A 21,450-nucleotide genomic window follows, 5' to 3' on the forward strand; every position below is an offset into this window, starting at 1 on the left:
ATTAGGGTTATTAAATTACTTTAATTAATTAAACTGGATAGGCTATACCCACAAAGACAAGTAAAGCACTTATCAATTGCCTGCCTGTCGCTGCTATTAAGGTACGATTCGACTAAAAGCTCCGACTGTTTCTCTGTTGGCTCTTCATCCTCTAATACAGCTGCGGTAATTTTCTTAATTAAATTCATGATGTTTTCCTTAAAAACATTCAAAAATCCATCCCATTCAGGATAGATTCCTGAATGGGTTAAGCTAGAGTATGAAACGTTTTAACCAATCGATCGTGCAATGTTTCTATGCATTCTGCGATGAATATACCGGGGTAGTATTCAAAGGGCTGCCAAAAATCTATTGCATCGTCATCAGTCCCTAATTCATCATTGTTTAACCGATTGATAAGGGTTGAATACTCAATATCATCGGGAAAATAACTGAGGAAAGTAGATGCTGCGGTCAGTTCAAATGGATTCATTTTAAATGGTTCTCCTTAAGTTTTAAAAAAGGAGTTGTTCCCAAAGGGATAACTCCCTTCGGGATTAATGAAACAATTAAAAAGGAACTTCTTCACATTCCAACATCGAGTGCATTTGAGCTAAATACTCTTCTGGTGTTGGTTTATCAGTCTGCTCGGGTAGCTCTTTGGGTTTTGCGTTATCAAGCAACTGGATGGTTTGCACCACAATATTGATTGATTGGCGTTTAACACCTTTTGTATCAGTCCAGTTATTTGAGCGCAATTTGCCCTCAATATATACCTGACTGCCTTTTTGCAGGCGTTCCACAGCTAAAGTTGCTAATTTTCCAAAAAACACCAGATGATGCCATTCAGTAATGGTTTCCCACTCACCGTTACGGCGATAGGATTCATTCGTGGCAATGGAGACTGATGCAACAGGATGATGTTCCTTTGTTTGGGTACTTCTAGGTGAATGACCCACATGACCTATTAATTGGACTTTGTTCAATACTGCCATTTTAGTTCTCCTTTAAATGTAATTAATAAAAAATCGCACAATCGGAGAACTTCCGCACAAGGCAGAAATTTTCCGATTGTGCGGATTAAAACGGGTAAAACAAGTAACAGGGTTAATCCTGCTTCCTAGACCAACTGTATGGAATGGTTCGTTGTGGTATTCCTTGCAATTATTCCATTCAACGTTCGAGCGCCAATTTGAAGTTGTGCTATGTCTTCTGCTGATAACTCATGCTGATAGGCATGAAGTTCCGCTATAGAGCGCAATAAATCAAAAAAGGCTAAATCAGTTCGAGTGCATTGATTGGTGTATTCTGCAAAAGATAGTTGTTGCATGGGTTCTCTCCTTAGATTTTGGGAAATACCCTTGCCCCATGAGGAAGTGTGATTTCCCCGATGGGTTACAAACCTATATATAGGCTTAGTGATTGAAATGAATTAATGCTGAAAGATAAGCGGCTAATGAAAGACCGACTGTGATGATTGTACCAATCATCCAGCGTCTTGATGCCAACAACTCACCCCTGTTTTCACGCAGTTGTTCATTGTAGGATTTCATTCGCTCATCGAACTCGCGACGCTGTTCAACAAGTTTTTTATCTTGCTCAACAAACACTTGTCTGACGGCTTCACTTAACATGTTATCCACCTCATCAATACTATAAATGTTGTGAATTTCTATCTGAGTCAGTGTGGAAAAAAATCCCTCTGATGACTCTTTAGAAAACCCACTCTCTTTAAGAATCTTAGCATATTTTAAGGTATCTGTCTGAATACGCACGACCATTTCTCCTGTAAAAAGCCAGAGAAATAATCAGCAAACGCTGAGTTCTTCTCCAGCGTAAGCCTACGTCATTCACCTTTTTCTAAACATGGTTGAATAACCCAAATTGTTAAAGAATACATTCTCAAAATGGGTTTGTCTGATAGGTATCAGACAATGAATTCAAACGGGTTCAAAACAAGATTAATTGCTTTAATGAAATAAAAATAAAGGAGTACACCTCTATTGTTTTAATAGGATTCAATATTTGTGTATTGAATTAAGGTATATCAGGTTCCCGACTAAACGCTCAGCTACAGTGATTGGGGAATTAGGGTAGCAAGTCACAAGACCGAAGAGTTCGGTTTCACCAGAATTACACTGGTTCATCAGTTGTGTTTTCTGTTTCTTATTCTACTAAACTCAATTAATAAATTCTATAAAAAATGGTGAATTAACCACAATAAATCTTGGTTATCGACATTCTGGAGTGACCTAATTCTCTGGAAATGATCTGCCTGGCACGTATGTCCCAGTCTTGTTCTTTTGGTGACAACTCTTTAAAAAGTTTTCCTCCTGCAATGGGTGGCAAAAGCCCTTGTTTGTTTTCATCAAACCAGCAGGTCAGTTCGTGATAACGACGCTGTGCATAAGCATGTCGAAGCCCATGTAAATTAGAGAGACCTAATTGAGCTGTAATCGTTTTATAATGTCCCACCTGTTCTTTATAGGACTTCTCAGGTGGTATCAACGATTGTCCAGGACCGACGAGCTGGCTGACTCGATTAAGCCATTGTCGTTGTTCTTCAGTCCTTATTTTAATAATCCGGCCTATACCACCTTTGGTCCAGCTGGGCTGGATATTAAGATGGTTTCCTTCATAAGCCTCACTCAAGGTAAATTTAAGTGATTCTTCACGCCTAAATCCAAATAATGCCTGGCCTTCAAGTGACAAGCGTATGTGAGCATCGCGGCACTGTGAAAAATCAATATCAGTAATGGCTTTATTGACTGAGGGGATGTAAGAGCGACTTTCAATTTGATAAGCAATATTTTCTGATTTGATCAACTCTGGAGTGCCTAGTTGTATTGCCATTTTACGCAGTTTGGCCATGTAATTTTTAATGGTAGCTGGATTTTTCCCCTGGCTTTTCCAATGTTCTATTAAGGCATGGACATGCCGTTCTTTAATTCCCTTGATATGTCCTACTTTAAAGCCCAGCTCATGTAAATCCTTAATACAACGTACCAGCATGACACGCGTATCTGCTCGAGTATTGAAGGATGAGATCCTCATCTGTTTCACCAGATGATGAATGGAGTAAGTAGCACTTCTCAATTTTGTTTTACTCATGGATCGTGTTCCAATATAATGCCCCCCAAAATTTAGACCACACAAAGAGTAAAATTTGAGAGATAATAGCCTCTGACAGGAGGTTGTTATATGAGTAAATATAAGAAGTGGTCATCGTCTGCAAAATTTGAGATAGCCTTACAAGCGATTAAAGGCGAGTTGACCTTAAATGAGTTATGTAAAAAATATGAAGTATCTCCTGCTCAAGTCCATTCATGGAAAAAGCAGTTAATAGAGCACGGGGCTGATTTATTCAATAAATCGGACAAAGCCGCTAAAAAGGCAACAGAACATGAACAAGCGCAGCGAGTGCTCTATGAAAAAATCGGGGAAAAGTCTCCAAGGCATGGGGTTAGGAAACAAAGCCCGGTACAATGAGTAATTTTCAATGCGGATACAATTTTTCGTTGGGAATAACCCTGTTCTGTCAGAAGAATAATATCAGCACGCTGCTTATGTACCTGCGTTGATGTATGCGCTTTACTTATTTCTACAAGCAGGGCTCTTTGCTTGTCTGATAATTTGATATTTCGTTTTCGAGTCCAGAGCACCACAAATCCAATTTGATCCTGTTATAAGAGATCTTGATCTGATTATATCCAGGATGAGGTTCTAGGTGTTTTATCATCACCTAAAGAAAACTTAATATTTTTTCTCTAAAATATTGTAGTAATAATTCCGCTTCAGCTTCCGTTGATAAGGACTGGTCATAAACCAATCCCATCATGTGATTAAGATGGCTACTACGAACTAATAAATTAAACTGTTCAGGACGATTATAATTCCAGAGCCCCACCTTATTGCCGCTGAGCTTAATTAAGCTCTCAATTAAGTAATCGGCACAAGAAAGTAAACCGCGTGAAGGCTCTAGATTGTATTGATTAAAAATAAATTGTGGTTGTATATATTCAGAATGTGCCGCATCTTCACTACGTAAAGGATGTGGAAAACGTTCAATTAATTGAAGCACTTGCATCTGAGTATTTTTAAGCGCTTGAGTTGAGTTGCTATTCGATTTGGCTTCAAAAAGAAAAGGAACACTATCCGCATAATATCCAATCATTTCCGGGTCATTTAAGCGACCACGATTTGATTTCACCATGCTAATATAAATCTTATTGTGCTTATTTACCGCCGCCAAAGTAAGACAAAAGAGATGGAAATAAAAAATATAAAGCGAAATACTATGCCGTCGACAAAATGCATGGACCCTTTCTGAATCTTCATGTGGTAACAGTTGATAAACTACCCCGCCAACATAATTTATTGTTTGGGGTGGCTTATTGAAATACCGTGTTTCCAACTGCTGGTTAATTTCACTATAGTAGCGATGATATTCTGCTTTATTAATCTCATATCGCATCGCTTCTTGATGATGATCATGCAGATAATTATTTTTTTGTATATAGAGCTCCGAGCTGGTTTTTTTCTCAAGATATACATCTTCTAACTTCTTAAAAAATAATTCTGCACCAACACCATCCGCAATGAGATGATGAAAACGAATTAATAAAATTGATTTCTCATGATCCTCGCAATGAACTAGATAACATCGAAATAAAGGAGCCTGCGTTATGTCAATTGGATCGACTAATAAGCCTCCTACGGTTTCATAAAGATGCTTATCATTGATAACGCGCACTTCTGTGCTCACATTAGGATTAAAATTCCATTTAAGTGCTCCATTTTCCTCAATAAAAAAGACTTGTAGTGCAGGCGTATCACTAATCACTTTATTGATTGCTTGATTAAGGCGCTCAATGTCCAAAACTCCACTCACCTCTTTGAACACTGGGACATAATATGGAGCCCCATCAGGATGTCCTTTAAATAAGGGCCATAAATTGCTCTGCATCACTGAGGCATCGTATAAAGCTAAGGGCTTCTCCTTAACAAAATGAGTATTATTTTGTTCCTGGATTTTTAAAGTATCCACCCAGGCATCTAATAAAGAATGAGCTAATGGCTCATCTATTCTATCGCGTCGATATTTCAAACTTAGCTCTAAACTTTGTGCTTTTAACAGAACCTTAAACGATAATAAGCGCGGCTCATCGCCCCATAAATAATTTTGTATATTGCCACTTTTTAATGCTTTAATTTGTAATTGAGTATTAATGTTTAAGTCACTATTCCTTTGAAAATCAAATGATATCATCGGTGCAGCCAGGCCTAGTTCCTTGAATACAGGAATATGGAAATATTGTTTTTCATGTAAGGAAAATATTTGCTGCTGTAATTGCTGCGCGAGACTAAAGATATACGCATCATGGGCACCCACTAACAGAACATCATTCGACGTATCTCCAAAAACTGTAGCAAAGTCGCTATTTTCTCTACCAGAGAAAAAGACGATAATTCCTTGCTTCTCCTGTTTAAACTTATCGAACAACATAGTAAATAGGTTTGCTAAAATATAGTTACTCAATGAGAGTTTGTTCTGTTCAATTAATTCCAAAGATGAATTCAAGTCTTTAAGGGTAATATTTGCACGAATCACTCCAGCTTCTTGCGGAAGTTGAGTTTCCATTGCCAAAGGTACGCCTATAGAAATTCCTTGTAATTGCTGCGACCAAAAAGTTTCAATCTCGCCATCAAAACGATTTAGAACCTGATCCCATTGCCAACTGACATAATCACTGTAGTTAATTATCTCATCCTCAAATTGTTCATTTTCATAATGCGCGATTACTTCTTTTATAAAGGATGTTGCCGTATAGCCATCACAAATTAAATGATGGAAAACAAGCAGCCAGCGATAATGATCCTGTCCATCTTGGATTAAACAGGTTCTGAGCAAAGGTGCTTTACTCAGATTAAAAGGCATATTAAAAAAGTCAGTAACCTGCTGCTCATCATATTTATCAAATAATTCCAGAGTGAGAGAACATTCATTATGCACATGCTGATTGACCTGATGTACAATTTCATGGAAGCTGCAACGTAAAATATCATGGCGCATCAATACAAAGGACAAGGCTTGCTGTAATTTATCTATGGATAGTTTACCTGTAATTGCAAGCTCCATGGGAATCTGGTAAGCTAGACTTTGAGGCGAATTTTGGATAAAATTCCAAATTTCCTGCTGTTGTAACGATAAAGGAAACGTACGTCTGCTTTGATAAACAGGAGTCTGTGCTACGCCTTTATCCGGCTCACTATTTCTAGATTGCTCATTCAGTTTTAGTGCCAACTCTTGTGCAGAAGCATGGTTAAACACATCTGGTGCTGAAATACGAGTATTGGGATATTTATGGTTAATTTTATAGATAAGTTGTGTCGCCATAATCGAATCCATACCAAACTCAAACCAATTATCCGTAATAGAGAGCTCTCCTGAAGAAAGCTTTAGAACCTCTTCGACAATCTGCAGAATTTTTTCTGCAGTACATGACTTATTATCCAAAGCATTCGCAGAATAATCAGGAAAGGAAGCTATGGGGGTAACAATCAATGAAGTTATTTTTGAAAAATTATTCACAATTAAATTAGGTTCATTAATTTGTTGTTGAAAAATCAGTTGTAGTTCTGATCTTAACAACGGTGTAATCCCCTTTTCAGCTAAATAAGCAGTTAATTGTTGTTCATTACGTTTAAATAAACCGGTGTTTTTAACCGGACCTAAAATTAATGATTGAGCAGGTAGACTTTTTTGATGACGATAGCTACTCAACGTATGTAAAAATGCATTCGCTGTAGCATATGCCGCTTGTCCTTGATTACCTAATACCGCACAGAGAGAAGAGATGGTAATAAACGCATACAGTGGATGGTTCAGGGTTGCCTGATGCAAATTCCAAGCCCCAATAGCTTTGGCGCCTAGTATCTCTTGTATATCCTCTTTTGTAGTTTCCTTCCAAGGCTTGTCATGAGCAAGCCCTGCTGCATGAACAATCATGCCTATGGGAGGGAACTCCTCAAGTGTTTCTAGCAATTGCAATAGAGCGGCATAATCTGCGATATTACATGAGTAGTACTTAATTTTAGTTCCTTTAATTTGTTGTTGTGCTATTTCGTCATTCCAGGTAGGTTCTTGTTCTTTGCGTCCAATCGCAATAATATATCGGGCTCCTAATGCGGATAATGATTCAATCAATGCTTGTCCCACATCCCCACCTGCCCCGGTAACCAGGCATGAATAGTCGGCACTAATTGGCCGTTCACCATCAATATGCTCGGCCTCAATCGGATTAATATCCTGGCGATAAAATACTTCTTGCTCTTTACGTAAAACCCAATAACGTTCATCCTTACTGCCAATAAACTGCATTGGATTATTATCTACATCACTTAAGTTGAATTCTAAATAATGCACAGGCCATAGTGGGTATTCTTGTTTTACTGATTTCAGTAAGGCTAATAGAGAAGGAGCAACTAAAGAATCCTTCTCGGCAAGCAATAGAACTGGTTTATCCGGGTAATAGTGCATTAGGTATTGGACAAAATGGGTAAACGAAGTCGTCTCAGAGATAATCTGTTCGGGCCTAGACTGGCAAAAATAAACAACCCAACCTGCTTTTTGTAAGAAATTCTGATGAGAACGATCTACTACTTTTTCCGCAGAGAGAACGTTTATGGACTTACACAAAAATAGAGCGTTAGGCTCAACCATGGTCGTACCACTCAAAAGTACATGCTCATCTTTTAAGCTGATCAACGGCAAATGGGGTTCTACTTGCAGCCATTGCTCACGATATAAATAAGTCTTCCACACCTCAGTGTTTTGAGGACTATGATTTTCGGTTTTGGGAAGCCAATATTCTTTACCACCAAAGGGGTATTTAAGTAACTCTTCGTGCACAAAAGATGCATGTTTATCCAGCTGCCGCCATTTGATATCCACCCCTCTTAAATAGAGGGTGCCTAATGTTTCCATAATTCCAGGCCAGGGATTTTCAGGTTCACTCACCGAAGGTAAAATGAGAAAATCATGAACCATTTGTGCTTGAGCAACTAAAATGGGTTTGGGCCCTATTTCTTGGCATAACTCTACTCCATGAGCTACCAAAGTATGAATTCCCTGTAAAAACTCCACGGTTTGCAACATGTGCGAGCACCAATATTCCGTGGAGACTTGCCCATCTTTTAACAGTTCCCCAGTCACATTAGAAACAACAGCCATTTTTGCTGGATGATAGGTAACTTCAGTAGCAAGTTTGGCAAATTCATCAACGATTGGTTTCATTAGTGGTGAATGAAATGCATGGGAAGTTGCCACTTTTTTACAACGAATTTCATGTTCGTTACAATAATTTTGACAGGCTAAAATTGCGGCATCTGTTCCTGAAACTACCGTTTGTTCCGGGCCATTTTTTAAAGAAATGACCAAATCGTCAAAACGAGAAATTAGCTGCTCTACTTCAGGTGCTGAAGCATTAATTGCCAGCATTCCCCCAGAAACAGGTAAGGAGGAAATTAATAACGCACGTTTACATACCAAATATAAGGCATCATGAAGAGATAATATCCCTGCAATACAGGCGGCAACATATTCTCCCAAACTATGTCCCAACAGCAAGTTAGGTTTTAACCCTAAATGTAAGTACCATTGCGCCAAGCTATATTCATAGACAAACAAGGTGGGTTGAGCATATAAGGTATTATTGATATCCACATCTCCAGGGGTATTTAATAACATGGCCCGTAAATTATAAGGAAGCCAATTTTGAGCAATAGTGCAACACTGTTCCAAAACCGCAGCAAACTCTGGAATAGTCTGGTATAAAGACGTTGCTACATTCGGCAACAGGCAACCTTGCCCAGTAAATAGCCAGGCCAACTGATTACTTTTCGCAATGCTCCCTTCATGCCATTGCTCTTGCTGCAAAGCAGACAACCAACTAGACTCATCTTTGGCACTAATAAAGGCCCGATAAGGAAAATGGGTTCGTTGAGTCAAGGATTGATGACAGAGAGAAGGAAAATGAATTGTAGAATTCTGTTCACCGTAAATACGATAATTTTGTAGATATTGTTGCAAAATTATCGGATCTTTGGCACTAACAACCCATAAATGTTCGGGTCGGTTAATCTGCTCTTTTTTAGGTTCCATCATTGGTGTGTTGCCTAAAATGATATGTGCATTGGTGCCGCTAAAACCAAAAGCACTAATTCCTGCGTAACGCTCCTCATGTTCCCATGGCATACAATGTATTGGAATCGACATGGCATCGTGTAGATGTAATTTAGGATTCAACTGGTGCAGATTTAAATGCGCAGGGATTTGTCCATATTTAATTGTTAATACCGTTTTAATGAAACCTGCCACGCCCGCAGCGGCCTCAAGATGGCCAATACGTGTTTTTACCGAGCTAACATACAAAGGATTTGTACGTTCTTGAGCATAACTGCGGCGAATCCCCTCCCATTCGATCGGATCCCCTAATTCAGTTCCAGTACCATGTGCTTCGACATGAGTGATTTGCTCAGGCTCTAAGTGAGCCAAATTTAATGCAGTATTAATCACATCCACTTGCGCTGCCAAATTAGGGGCAGTCAAACCGTTACTCGCACCATCCTGGTTCACGGCACTACCATAAATCACTGCATGAATGCGGTTTCCATCGCGCAAAGCATCACTTAGTTTTTTCAACACAACGATACCGCATCCCTCACTCCGTACATAACCATCGGCACTAATATCAAAAGTACTACACAGATTATGCGGTGAAAGCATGCCACTTTTACAAAAAATAATGCTGCTTTCAGGTGACAAAATTAAATTAACCCCACCAGCAATTGCTAATTCACAATCTCCTGCTTGGAGTGCGCGACTTGCTTGATGAATGCAGACTAAAGAAGAAGAGCATGCTGTATCAATGGCCATACAAGGGCCATTTGTACCTAAGAAATAGGCAATGCGCCCTGCTGAGGTAGCAAAACTGGTGCCTGTGGCCTGATAAGTACCTAATTCGGTGAGAGGTACTTGTTTTTGAATTAATTGATCGTAATCATGAGTACTAATGCCAAGATAAATGCCGGTATGCGTATCTTTTAATTCGCTTTCGACTAGGCCTGCATCTTCCAAGGCATGCCAGGTAGTACTTAATGCCAAACGCTGTTGTGGATCAAGATATTCTGCCTCACGAGGGGAAATGTTAAAAAATTTTGCGTCAAAGCGTTTTACATCATTTAAGAATCCACCTTTGGCAGAATACATTTTACCTTTAGTATCAGGTTTAACATCAAAATACAGTCGATTATCCCAATGCGATTGGGGAATGGGTTCAATACTGTCCTCCTCTTTTAACAAACTCTGCCAAAACGCATCAATACCATTAATGTCCTGATAGTTTTTTCCGGGTAGGCGACAATCCATCCCAATAATGGCAATAGGTTCGTAGTCTTTTGATTCTACATCGTGACGATTAGTCGCTTGATGTTGGGTTAAATGCGCACATAAACTATGGATGTTGGGAAACTCCCAAGCTAACCAGGGATCAAGAGTTTGCTCAACAATTTTTTCCAAATCACTCATCATCGTTACTAATTGGATTGACGTAAGCCCGTATTCAGAAAAAACCCCATCCACTTCAATGGCCTCAAAAGGAGTATCTGTCTGTGTAGCAATCCACTCTTTCAGCCAATGTACGAGCTTGTTCTCTATTTCATCTGTATGTATTACCGGGGTATTTTCAATGTGTTCTGCCTGTTGTCTCATCCGTGCCAGTTGTTCAAACTCGTCATTCAGGTAAGCTTGTTTACAGGCGTTGCGTTGAATCTTCCCGCTACTGGTTTTTAATATTCTTTGCGGAGGTATTAATACAATATCGGATAACCCAACATCTGTTGCCTCAAGAACTGCTTTTTTGATGTTGGCAATAATTCCTCGATATTTGGTATCGCCAAGCGCTGCTCTAACTTCAGCGACCAATACGCAAGCTTCACCTGAATCTTGAGTTATTGAAAAGGCTGCGGCACAATGAGGCATCAGCGCGCGATCACTTTGATAGCACACAGCCTCTATATCCTGAGGATAAATATTGCGCCCATTAATAATAATTAAATCTTTTACACGTCCACAAATCGTTAAACGGCCATTATCATCCAAAAAAGCCAAATCCCCTGTTCTTATAAATGGGCCTTCATGAGTATCAGCAGTAAATGCACCAAATATTTCTTTAGTTTTTTCCGGATTTTTATAATAACCAGAAGCAACTGAATCGCCCTGAACCCACAATTCACCGACAGTATTAGCTGGAAGCACCTGCAAACTATTAGGGTCAACAATTCGAGCCAAATATTCGTCTGGCACAGATCCACAACTTACTAATTCAGCTGAGGCGCCAGATTTACTATTTTTAATCTTTGTGACAATGCCTTTTTCTAAATCGTTTTTGTCAATTTGAAATATGCGCTCCTTATCCATCTCAACAGAGATACAAAGGGTTGTTTCTGCCATACCATAACCAGGTCTCATCGTACCTTTTTTAAGGTTATAAGCTGCCAATGTGTGTTCAAAGTGTCGTATCGTTTCCGGTTTAATTGGTTCTGCACCATTGACAGCGCAACGCAGGTGTGAAAAATCAAGTTTTACGGATGATTTTTTAGATATTAATGCTTTAAGAGCCAAATCATAAGAAAAGTTAGGCGCCATTGAATAGGTCCCCTGTTCCTTGCTCATTGTCTCTAGCCAAAAAAATGGACGTTTTAAAAACGTAAACGGTGCCATAAATACACAGGTTCCGCCGGTGTATAAAGGCAATAAAGTATTGCCAATTAATCCCATATCATGAAATATAGGAAGCCATGAGACGCATATACTTACCGATTCATGCCCTAAATATTTTTCTAAAAGATCAAGATTTGCACAAATATTTTTATGTGTTACTACCACTCCTTTAGGCAAACCGGTAGAACCTGAAGTATATTGTAAAAAGGCAATATGATCTGAACAAACTTCTGGCAAGGTGATACTTAAGTCCGAGGGCTTTTGCTCTAGACGATCCACGCAAATTAAGGTACTTCCTTCGGGAAATTCAAATTGATTTTCGTCACAATAGCTTTTTACTGCACTGGTTGTAAGAATCAATTGAGCGGAAGAATCCGTAATAATTTTAAATAAGCGTTGTAAATGCCTCACTTGGCGTGGAGGATAGGCGGTAACCGCAATATTACCCGAATGCAATACAGCGAGAAAAGACACAATATAATTAATGCTGGAATCGAACAACAGCAATATTGGTTTTTGCATAGTTTGATTTTCCTGCACTTGTAAAGCCACTAATTTTTTTGCTAACGATAAAACTTTGTCGCCTAGTTGTTGGTAAGATAACTCCTGACTACTTTGATAATCAGATTCCAAAAACTTTAAAGCCATTTTTTGAGGTTGAGTGTGTGCAAAATGAAAAACCATATTTAGTAAATTATTCTCGGAATTCATAGGAATTACTCACTTAGTGAAAATAAATGCCACAAAAACAACTAATAAGATTAATTATAAACCATAAAAATACATTGTTATTCCTGCTATACTAGATATGAGCGCCAACACGCTTTATTTTGGATTTTTATCATGTTAAAAAAAATCGATGATAATCAAACAATTGCATTGTTTGACTTTGACGGTACAATTACTAAAAAAAGCACCACTATTCCCTTTTTAAAATTCATTAGTGGGCATATTTTTTTGCTAAAACTGCTTACCAAGCTCCCTTCACTGATTAGTTATCATTGCCATTTTAGTGGATTAGATCAATTAAATAACATCATTGCACACATCTTTTTTAAAGGTGTACCACGTGAACATTTATATCGAGCAGGTGAGCATTTTTCTAATCGAATTATTCCCTCTTTGGTCAAAGAGACCGCCTTGGATCGGCTAAAATGGCATCAAGACCAAGGCCACTATTGCATCTTAGCAACTGCGGCATTTAATGTTTATATCGATTATTGGGCTAGAATTAGTGGCTTTGACGCGATAGTCTCTACGCAAATTGATTTTAATTCGCATGATGTTGCGAGTGGTACGATTCATGGGAAAAGTTGTAACGGTGCAGAGAAATTAAACCGTGTTTTAGAACTAATTGGGAATCTACCTCGTTTAATTTATGCCTACGGTGACAGCTCTGGGGATGCAGAAATGTTAGCCTATGCAACGCATGCGCATTACCGAATATTTAAATAAATCAGCTTTAATTTTTTCAATGAGTGAGACTAACGCATTTAATTTTATCTACATCAACTATCTTATCTAATCGGGGTTTAGGTAAGCAAATTACCATTTTATGCTGTGGCATATTATGTGAATAAATGATGCTATCAATACCTTAGAACATTGATATTAAGATTCAGCCATCATGTAGATAATCATGAACGACTTGCTTGTATTATATGAATAATCAACCCCTGAGTTAGCATGGCGTTTTACTTCGCATAATTATTCACGTATGTCTACTTATGCGAATAATTTTTAAATCGAAAACAGCCTATTTTAGGCAGAAATCCGATTTTTTGGTTTAGATAAAAGATCTGCTAATTCATTGAGTTAGAGCAAGACAGCATAAAATGGTAATTTCCTTCCCGAAACCCCAGTTAGAGGAGTGGAATATGCCTTACACGGTAAAAAAATTAGCTGGTATTTCTGGGGTTAGTCCGCGCACCCTTCGTTTTTATGATGAGATTGGTTTATTAAAACCTGCTTATTACGGGGATAACCAGTATCGTTATTATGAAGAGGAACAACTTCTGATGCTGCAGCAGATTTTATTTTTCCGTGAATTGGGTTTCCCTTTAACTGAAATACAAGAGATTATTAGCAGTCACGATTTCGATAAAATAGATGCGCTGAATGCTCATAAATCTATCCTTCAATCGAACCTTGAGCGAACAGAAACGCTCATCAAGACGATTGATAAAACCATTTCACATTTAAGAGGAAATTTAATCATGCGTGACGTAGAAATGTATGATGGGTTTGATCCAAATAAGCAGCAAGAGCATGAAAAATACATGGTTGATTCTGGTATCATTACCCAAAAAGAAATCGATGATAGTTGGAAAAATGTGCGTCATTGGAAGAAGGCTAATTGGGAACAATTTAAAGAAGAGGGTGAGCAACTTAATCTGGATCTTGCCAAGGCGATGCAAAACAATCTTAAACCGGAAGACATTGTGGTGCAGGATTTAATTCGTCGCCATTATGCTTGGGTCAAGCACTTTTGGACTCCTACAAAAGATAGCTATAGTGGATTGGCACAAATGTATCTTGATCATCCCGATTTTCGAACCTTTTATAATCGATATCACCCCAATTTAGTGGAGTATGTGGTGGAAGCAATTAAGATTTTTATCAAAAATGAACTTTCGTAAAACAGATAACTTGTTCCCGCCACGATTTATTTTGGCGGGATTAGCCGACTCTATCAATGTAGTGGTGAGCCATCATGAAAAACAACACACCCAATCTTAATCTATCAATTACACTGAAGGATGGGCGAAAATTAGGTTATGCAGAATATGGCGATCCGTTTGGCAAAGTTATACTTTATTTTCATGGATTTCCTGGCAGCAGATTAGAAGCAGCACATTTTCATGATGTTGCTATAAAAAATCATTATCGTGTGATTGGGGTTGATAGACCAGGAATGGGATTGTCTTCTATGGATGATCATCGAACCATTCTTTCCTGGGCAGCCGATGTTATTGAGTTAGCGGATCAATTAGATATCGATACATTTTCAATATTGGGTCACTCTGGTGGTGCACCATTTGTAGCCGCATGTGCTTATGCAATTTCAGAGCGATTACAAAGTGCTGCAATTATTTCAGGGATGGCGCCCATTGAGAAACCTGAATCACGAATAGGGATGACCCGCGGGCAAATCATAGCCAATAGTTTGATTCAAACCATGCCGTGGTTAACGTCTGTCATGATGCGACTGACATTAATGATGCTCAAGAATCCAAATAAAATGATGAAGCAGATGATTAAGCAGTTGCCTGAAGTTGATCAGGAGCTATTTCAAGATCCGGAGACTGGAAAAGCGATTATTGATAGTACCATCGAGGCATTTAAAAATGGGATTGCAGGTCCCGCAAAAGAAATGAAGTTACTTTTCAAGGCTTGGGGTTTTGATTTAGAAAACATAAAATGTCCTGTCACGATTTGGCAAGGCACTTTAGATAGGCAAGCGCCTTATTCACATGCAGAGATCTACGCAAAATTAATTCCTGGCGCCCAATTAAAACTAGTCGAGGGTGAAGGGCACCACTCTTTGATTAGACATCATGGGAAAGAGATTCTACGAACGCTTCTACATCATTAGAAGTTGCGCCGAAGCTACATGAGTAATGTGTTCTTTTTACATAATTTATGCGTAAGTTGATTAGGGTAGGATAATTTTAGAACCCATTTATTTTGACAATTAATAATCCAATAGGGTATTATTATACCTGCCTAATAACTAAGCATACATCAACGAGGCTTAAACGAATCATGAAAATTACTTCTTAAGTACGCCCTAAGCACAGGGCGGTGATTAAAAAAACCAAATCGGTTTTTATGATCAACAAACACCATAGTCCCCTGTAATACTTAAGAGAATGACATGATGCACAAGCCAATTCAATTTCAAAGCCTTAGCCTTTCGTTTCCCCATAAAACTTGTTTTGCGGATTTTAGTGGTCAAATTACATATGGCAGTCGTATTGCAATGATTGGCCGTAATGGTTCTGGCAAATCAACGTTACTCAAATGGTTTGCAGGATTAATTGATCCCTCTGAAGGCCAAATTAAGTATCCAACAGAGTGTCGTGTTGGCTATGTTCCGCAGCTCATTGATGCCTTTGATTCGTTTAGCGGTGCTCAGCGCTTTAATAAAGCACTAACTGAAGCGCTCTCTCTATGTCCTGATATTTTGATGCTGGATGAGCCCACCAATCATTTGGACTGCAATAACCGCCGATCACTCATTCGAATGCTGCGTGCCTTTGAAGGGACGCTGATTATGGTAACTCATGATGTTGAATTACTGAATGCAACAGTCGAGACCATTTGGCATATCGATAATGGTCGGGTAGCCGTATTCTCTGGTCGTTATGATGATTATCAGCACGAGATGAAGATTCAGCGTTCTGCTATTGCTGATGAGTTAGCTGATTTAAATCGGAAAAAAGAACAGGCACATCATGCGTTGATGCAAGAACAGGCTCGTGCTAAAAGCAGCCGAATTCGAGGAGAAAAGCATATTCAACAAAGAAAATGGCCAACTATTGTCTCAGATACAAAGGCCAGAAATGCACAGGAGACCTCAGGTCGGAAAAAAAGCTCGATTAATCATAAGAAGCAGGAATTAATTGAACGTTTATCGGAGTGTCGGGTGCCGGAGATTATTCAACCAAAATTTTCTCTAAATGGCATAGAAAGTAATCAAACCTTGGTGACTATCAGTGGTGGTGTCGTGGGATATGAGGGGAACCTCCATATTTTGCAAAATTTGAGCCTTTCCATCAAATCGCGTGAGCGGATTGCAATCCAGGGGAACAATGCTTCGGGTAAATCGACATTGGTGAAAGCGATTTTGGGTGATAATTCCATTATAAAGCAGGGCGAATGGATACTCCCAAGATCACAGGAGATTGGTTATCTGGACCAGCATTACGGTACTTTGTCACAGGATATGACGGTTTTTGATGCGTTGAGCACTTTGTTGAGAGACAGATCGTATCTGGGGTTTGAAGTCCAATGGTACGAAAACGTACGCTAAGGATCTTCAGTATTATCAGTAGGCTGATTGAATGGCCTAAGCTCACCCTGCATAACTTTTTCATTTAGAACAAAGGAGTAGTGTCCAAGTACATTAATATGTCCATATTGCAGCGGCGAAAGCCTGGCTTCATCTTCCTCTCTTATTAATACGGACTTCTCCTCTAAATAATTCCGTGCTGCATCCATGTAAAGAGTATTCCAGAGAACAACTGCATTAGTCACTAAACCCAAAGAGCCTAGCTGATCTTCCTGCCCCTCGCGATATCGTTTGCGAATTTCTCCGCGCTGGCCATGACATATGATTCTGGCAACATTATGTCTGCCTTCACCTCTGTTCAACTGAGTCAGTATTCGTCGACGATAATCTTCATCATCGATATAATTTAGCAGATACAAGGTCTTATTAATGTGGCCAATCTCTATAATTGCTTTTGCCAGGCTGGATGGCTTATCGCTTTTTAACAGTGAGCGAATAAGTTCCGATGCCTGTACAGTGCCAAGTTTAAGAGATCCAGCTATTCTCATCATATCATCCCAGTTTTGCTCAATACGCTGTGTATTGGCGCAACCGCGAGCAAGATCGTTGAGCACACCATAGTCTGCTTCTTTATCAATGCGCCAGAAAACAGCTGCACCAGCGTCTGCTAAACGAGGAGAAAATTGATATCCAAGTAGCCAGAATAATCCAAAAATTATATCACTGGCACCCGCCGTATCCGTCATGATTTCAGTTGGATTTAACCCTGTTTGTTGTTCCAGCAACCCTTCTAAAATAAAAATAGAGTCTCTTAAGGTTCCAGGAACCACAATACCATGGAAGCCTGAAAACTGATCCGAAATAAAATTATACCAGGTGATTCCTTTACTGGAACCAAAATATTTTCGATTTGGACCTGCGTTAACAGTACGAACAGAGGTAACAAAACGCATACCATCTGCAGAGGCAACGTCACCTCCACCCCATTTTTTTGCCAGCGGGATGGTGGACTGATAATCAACTAATCTTGCATTAGCTCGGGCCAATGTTTCGGCACGAATATAATTTTGTTTCACCCAGCTTAGACGATGACGAGTTAGTGCTGGAATATGATGTTTTATTAATGGTTCAAGTCCAATATTACAAGATTCGGCTAGAAGTACAGCACAAAGACTAATGTGAAGATTATCTGCACGGGCAGTTGATTCACTTACATGAGTAAACTCATCAAGAAAACCCGTGCGAGCATGGATTTCAAGTATTAATTCAGTGAGATCAACTTGTGGTAATAGTTTGGCAATTTGCTCACTAAGTAGTGTAAGCGTTGGTGGAACTTCAAGTTTATCAAGATTCGTAATTGTTAACGTGGGATGCTTACCGGAATTATCGATTCTGATGGCATTATTATTATCAAAATTAGCGGCAACTTTTTTATATGTGGCATCCAAACGATTTGTCATAGCAGTTATTGCACCATGAGGAGTCAAAGGATGTCCTAATAAACGGCAGATCTGTATCTTGTTGTTCTGCCAATCGAGGCCCTGGAGTAGTTTTGATCGTGTATCACCCCAACGATCACTATTTTCAACATAAATATCCCTTCTCTTCAAGCCGTCTTGTAATTTATCCAGGAAACATAAAGTGTACCCTTGTTTTGATACATTACCTTCTTTATTAAAGACCAAACGCTTCCATGGTTGTGATATAATATCAAGCGGTGGATTTTTAAGGATTTTTTTACGTGATAAATTGGTACGCACTAGGTATTCCAATGCTTCAAGCGTATTTTTACCTGCTGGTGCTGCCTTAAAAATTATATTCCTGAGCGCTCTAGGTAAAAATCTACATACTCGTCCATATTGTTCTACTATTTCCTCATGAAATTTATCATCAATTGGTCGAGCTAAATTGTTTACCGCTTCAATAGACTCCAGCAGTTTTTCCTTAGAAATTAAAGCATAAATTGTCTCACGTAACTTGATATTTTTTGTTTCTTCATTTAAAACCTGTTCGCATGCTTTTGCTAAAGATAATGCTGCCTTATCTAAATCTTTTAATGTACGCAATCGCTTTTTTTGCCCAATCTTTTTCGCATCATTTGAAATACCTGTAGTAAGCAAATCAAGCAAATCCAATGCATCATCAAGAGCGATTATTTCAAAAGTTCTAACAAAAGCAACCAGTATAGCTATTCGTCTGTCATCAGGCATACGTTCTATTTTTTTCGCAGAGATTATCCCTGCATAACGCGCCAGATTTTTTAATCGTACAGGAGGTATGTTAGAAAAATCAGAGCTGCTAAATCCAAATTCCTGCAATTCAATATAACGTTTCATGGCCTCATTAAATGCAGGAGCGCTAATTGCCACAGGGCCTTTTCGATAATAATCAAAACGCGATACACGCTCTCCTTTTGGTATATCCAAAAGAGTTGCCAATTCTATTTTTTGCTCAGGTGTTGGTAAAGCTGATAGTCGTTTCCACAAACGTTTGGCTGCTCTTTCTCGAATTTGAGAAATTAATCTGGATAGCGTTGATTCTCCAGGTAGAATTATTTTGTTTTGAATTAACCAAGTGGTAGCAAAATCAAACAGTAAGCTTGGTCTTTCATTGCTTATCCATGATTTGGCGTAAAGCAATCTACTTAGTCGAAATCCCCAAGGTACTTCATTAAAATCACGGTATCCATAATACCTACGGATAAGGGCGGTATGTTCGCGTATGGTAGTTTCACGTTTGCCATAATCATTTAATAGAGCAATATCGGTGATGGATAATTGCCCGGCAACAAAAAATTGAGCATTAAGTGGTACAAGGGATAAATCGGTAAGAAACGCTCCTAAAAATCGGACGGATGTTAATTGTAACGCAGAACCAAGCCTGTTTTGATCGCCACGTCTTCCAGCAATAAATGCTAAGTCTGTTTTGTCCAAATGGAAATAACGTGCCAACTGAAACTCATCTGGCTCCTCAACATATTGCCCATAATGTGCTTTTTGTTCATCGGTTAAAAAATCTACAGCCATAAACTTAGCTCATAAAAACATCCTCCTGGAATAAAATTAGTGGGTTCCTAAAAATACAACCTATAGGTAAGATAAACGTCCGTTTTTATTACCAAAAAATCTCAAACTTAAGGCAAACGGTTTTAAACGACTAATTTAGTAAAGAAACACTGGCAATTAATCAAGGCAAATAATACTCTATATCCAACAGACTTTCCTAACGATTTTATGTGAATATTAACTGACTATGAAAATTGGCTATGCACGTGTATCAACCTTAGAGCAAAATTTAGACTTGCAAATTGACGCTCTTGAAAAAGCTGGCTGTAAAAAAATTATCACAGATGAAATCAGCGGATCTGTGGCTGAGAGACCAGGCCTTACTCGATTAAAGGAAGATTTAAGGGAAGGGGATACTGTTGTAGTTTGGCGATTGGATAGATTAGGTCGCTCATTGAAACATCTGATAGCATTGGTTAATGAGTTTGAACTTTTAAAAGTTGGCTTTGAAAGTTTGCAGGAATCGATTAATACAACCACCTCTACTGGCCAGTTGATATTTCATATGTTTGGGGCATTAGCAGAATTTGAACGAAACTTAATACGTGAAAGAACAAAAGCAGGATTGGCTTCTGCAAGAGCCCGCGGTCGTCAAGGTGGTCGTCCAAAACAATTAAATAGTAACAAACGACAATTAGTGATTAAACTCTACAAAGAACGCGAGCATACTGTTCAGGAGATATGCAGGGTGATGGGAATTTCCAAGCCAACACTATATCAATATTTACGTGAAGCTGAGAAAGCTATTGCTTCTGATGCAATGAGTGTTTAGGTATAACGGGTTAAATTTGAAGAAGGTAATTATAGATGAAATTTGGGTACACTATTATTTATGTTGCAGATGTAAAAGCTTCGTTGTCTTTTTTCGAAAAGGCATTTGGTTTAAAAACTCGTTTTATTCATGAATCTGGTTATGGTGAACTAGAAACAGGTGAAACCACCCTGGCTTTCGCTTCTCACGATTTAGGATCGAGTAATCTTTCTAGTGGCTACATAGCTGGGGATAAATCTATTAAACCACTTGGGGTGGAAATTGCCTTAATTACTGACTCGGTTCTTGAGGCACATGCTCATGCTGTAGCCATAGGTGCAACGTCTCTCCTGGAACCCATAGAAAAACCTTGGGGACAAACAGTATCTTATATCCGTTGCCCAGATGGCACTTTAGTTGAACTATGCTCACCCTTATTAGCCTAGGAATTTTTAATGTCTTCTAAACAAAGCACTATTGATTTCATTCTTGAGCAAATTACAAATGCAGGAACAGTTTATGCAAAAAAAATGTTTGGGGAATATGCCATTTACTGTGACGACAAAGTAGTAGCTTTAGTCTGTGATGATCAACTGTTTGTAAAACCAACCACGGCAGGAAAGGCTTTTATTACTAATTATATTGAGGGGAATCCATACGTTGGTGCAAAACCTTATTTATTAATTTCGGGAGAAATGTGGGATGAGAGTGAGTGGCTAACGGAACTCATTCAAATTACTGCATCAGAATTACCATTGACAAAAAAGAAGTCTCCTAGCCAGAAGCGTATAAAACATAATACGCTTTCCAAAGGAAATCTTCCTTAGCGTACGTTTTCGTACCATTGGACTTCAAACCC

16 protein-coding genes are annotated in these 21,450 nt (G+C 38.8%); 8 read left to right on the forward strand and 8 right to left on the reverse strand.

Annotated elements, in window-relative coordinates:
* Positions 1-20: 20 nt before the first annotated feature.
* The 6 genes from Lwal_RS17275 to Lwal_RS04630 all read right to left on the reverse strand — a co-directional run bounded on the left by Lwal_RS17275 (position 21) and on the right by Lwal_RS04630 (position 3,090).
* On the reverse strand, positions 21-188 hold the full coding sequence (locus Lwal_RS17275; RefSeq protein WP_157066264.1) for a hypothetical protein: 168 nt from the start codon (positions 186-188) through the stop codon (positions 21-23).
* Between the two features lie 59 nt (positions 189-247).
* Entirely contained in the window at positions 248-472 is a 225-nt protein-coding gene (locus Lwal_RS04610; RefSeq protein WP_058479734.1) for a hypothetical protein, read from the reverse strand.
* Positions 473-548: 76 nt separating this feature from the next.
* On the reverse strand, positions 549-974 hold the full coding sequence (locus Lwal_RS04615) for a single-stranded DNA-binding protein (protein WP_058479735.1): 426 nt from the start codon (positions 972-974) through the stop codon (positions 549-551).
* Positions 975-1,099: 125 nt separating this feature from the next.
* Positions 1,100-1,309: a hypothetical protein gene (locus Lwal_RS04620; protein WP_058479736.1), complete on the reverse strand. Its 210-nt coding sequence runs from the start codon at positions 1,307-1,309 to the stop codon at positions 1,100-1,102.
* A gap of 85 nt (positions 1,310-1,394) precedes the next feature.
* Positions 1,395-1,754, reverse strand: a complete 360-nt coding sequence (locus Lwal_RS04625) for a hypothetical protein (RefSeq protein ID WP_006871718.1) — start codon at positions 1,752-1,754, stop codon at positions 1,395-1,397.
* A 436-nt stretch (positions 1,755-2,190) separates the two neighbouring features.
* Entirely contained in the window at positions 2,191-3,090 is a 900-nt protein-coding gene (locus Lwal_RS04630; RefSeq protein ID WP_058479738.1) for a phage integrase N-terminal domain-containing protein, read from the reverse strand.
* Between the two features lie 90 nt (positions 3,091-3,180).
* Between Lwal_RS04630 and Lwal_RS04635 the strand changes: the two genes are divergently transcribed.
* The gene (locus Lwal_RS04635) at positions 3,181-3,468 is read left to right on the forward strand and encodes a transposase (RefSeq protein ID WP_058479739.1); all 288 of its coding nucleotides are present in this window, start codon (positions 3,181-3,183) and stop codon (positions 3,466-3,468) included.
* A gap of 253 nt (positions 3,469-3,721) precedes the next feature.
* Here the strand turns inward: Lwal_RS04635 and Lwal_RS04640 are convergent, their stop codons facing one another.
* The gene (locus Lwal_RS04640; RefSeq protein ID WP_058479740.1) at positions 3,722-12,472 is read right to left on the reverse strand and encodes a type I polyketide synthase; all 8,751 of its coding nucleotides are present in this window, start codon (positions 12,470-12,472) and stop codon (positions 3,722-3,724) included.
* Between the two features lie 132 nt (positions 12,473-12,604).
* Here Lwal_RS04640 and Lwal_RS04645 point away from each other — a divergent pair, with 132 nt between their 5' ends.
* From Lwal_RS04645 to Lwal_RS04660, 4 genes are all read left to right on the forward strand, one after another.
* Positions 12,605-13,216 carry an HAD-IB family hydrolase gene (locus tag Lwal_RS04645; protein ID WP_058479741.1) on the forward strand — a complete coding sequence of 204 codons (612 nt, stop codon included), beginning with the start codon at positions 12,605-12,607 and terminating at the stop codon, positions 13,214-13,216.
* A gap of 422 nt (positions 13,217-13,638) precedes the next feature.
* Positions 13,639-14,400, forward strand: coding sequence for a MerR family transcriptional regulator (locus Lwal_RS04650; protein WP_058479742.1), 762 nt, complete (start codon positions 13,639-13,641; stop codon positions 14,398-14,400).
* Between the two features lie 74 nt (positions 14,401-14,474).
* Positions 14,475-15,356, forward strand: a complete 882-nt coding sequence (locus tag Lwal_RS04655) for an alpha/beta fold hydrolase (RefSeq protein WP_058479743.1) — start codon at positions 14,475-14,477, stop codon at positions 15,354-15,356.
* A 282-nt stretch (positions 15,357-15,638) separates the two neighbouring features.
* The gene (locus Lwal_RS04660; RefSeq protein ID WP_058479744.1) at positions 15,639-16,796 is read left to right on the forward strand and encodes an ATP-binding cassette domain-containing protein; all 1,158 of its coding nucleotides are present in this window, start codon (positions 15,639-15,641) and stop codon (positions 16,794-16,796) included.
* On the opposite strand, the gene Lwal_RS04665 is transcribed toward Lwal_RS04660, so the two are convergent.
* Positions 16,793-19,801 carry a Tn3 family transposase gene (locus Lwal_RS04665; RefSeq protein WP_058479745.1) on the reverse strand — a complete coding sequence of 1,003 codons (3,009 nt, stop codon included), beginning with the start codon at positions 19,799-19,801 and terminating at the stop codon, positions 16,793-16,795. The genes Lwal_RS04660 and Lwal_RS04665 overlap by 4 nt on opposite strands.
* Positions 19,802-20,027: 226 nt before the next feature.
* On the opposite strand from Lwal_RS04665, the gene Lwal_RS04670 reads away from it, so the two are divergent.
* Genes Lwal_RS04670 through Lwal_RS04680 form a run of 3 tightly spaced genes read left to right on the forward strand, consistent with a single transcriptional unit; the run spans position 20,028 to position 21,418 of the window.
* Entirely contained in the window at positions 20,028-20,612 is a 585-nt protein-coding gene (locus tag Lwal_RS04670; RefSeq protein WP_058479746.1) for a recombinase family protein, read from the forward strand.
* A gap of 35 nt (positions 20,613-20,647) precedes the next feature.
* On the forward strand, positions 20,648-21,037 hold the full coding sequence (locus Lwal_RS04675) for a VOC family protein (RefSeq protein ID WP_058479747.1): 390 nt from the start codon (positions 20,648-20,650) through the stop codon (positions 21,035-21,037).
* A 9-nt stretch (positions 21,038-21,046) separates the two neighbouring features.
* Complete coding sequence (locus tag Lwal_RS04680; protein WP_058479748.1) at positions 21,047-21,418, forward strand: TfoX/Sxy family protein; 372 nt, start codon at positions 21,047-21,049, stop codon at positions 21,416-21,418.
* The last annotated feature ends 32 nt before the right edge of the window (positions 21,419-21,450 follow it).

This window comes from Legionella waltersii, assembly GCF_001468085.1.
Classification (GTDB): Bacteria; Pseudomonadota; Gammaproteobacteria; order Legionellales; family Legionellaceae; genus Legionella; species Legionella waltersii.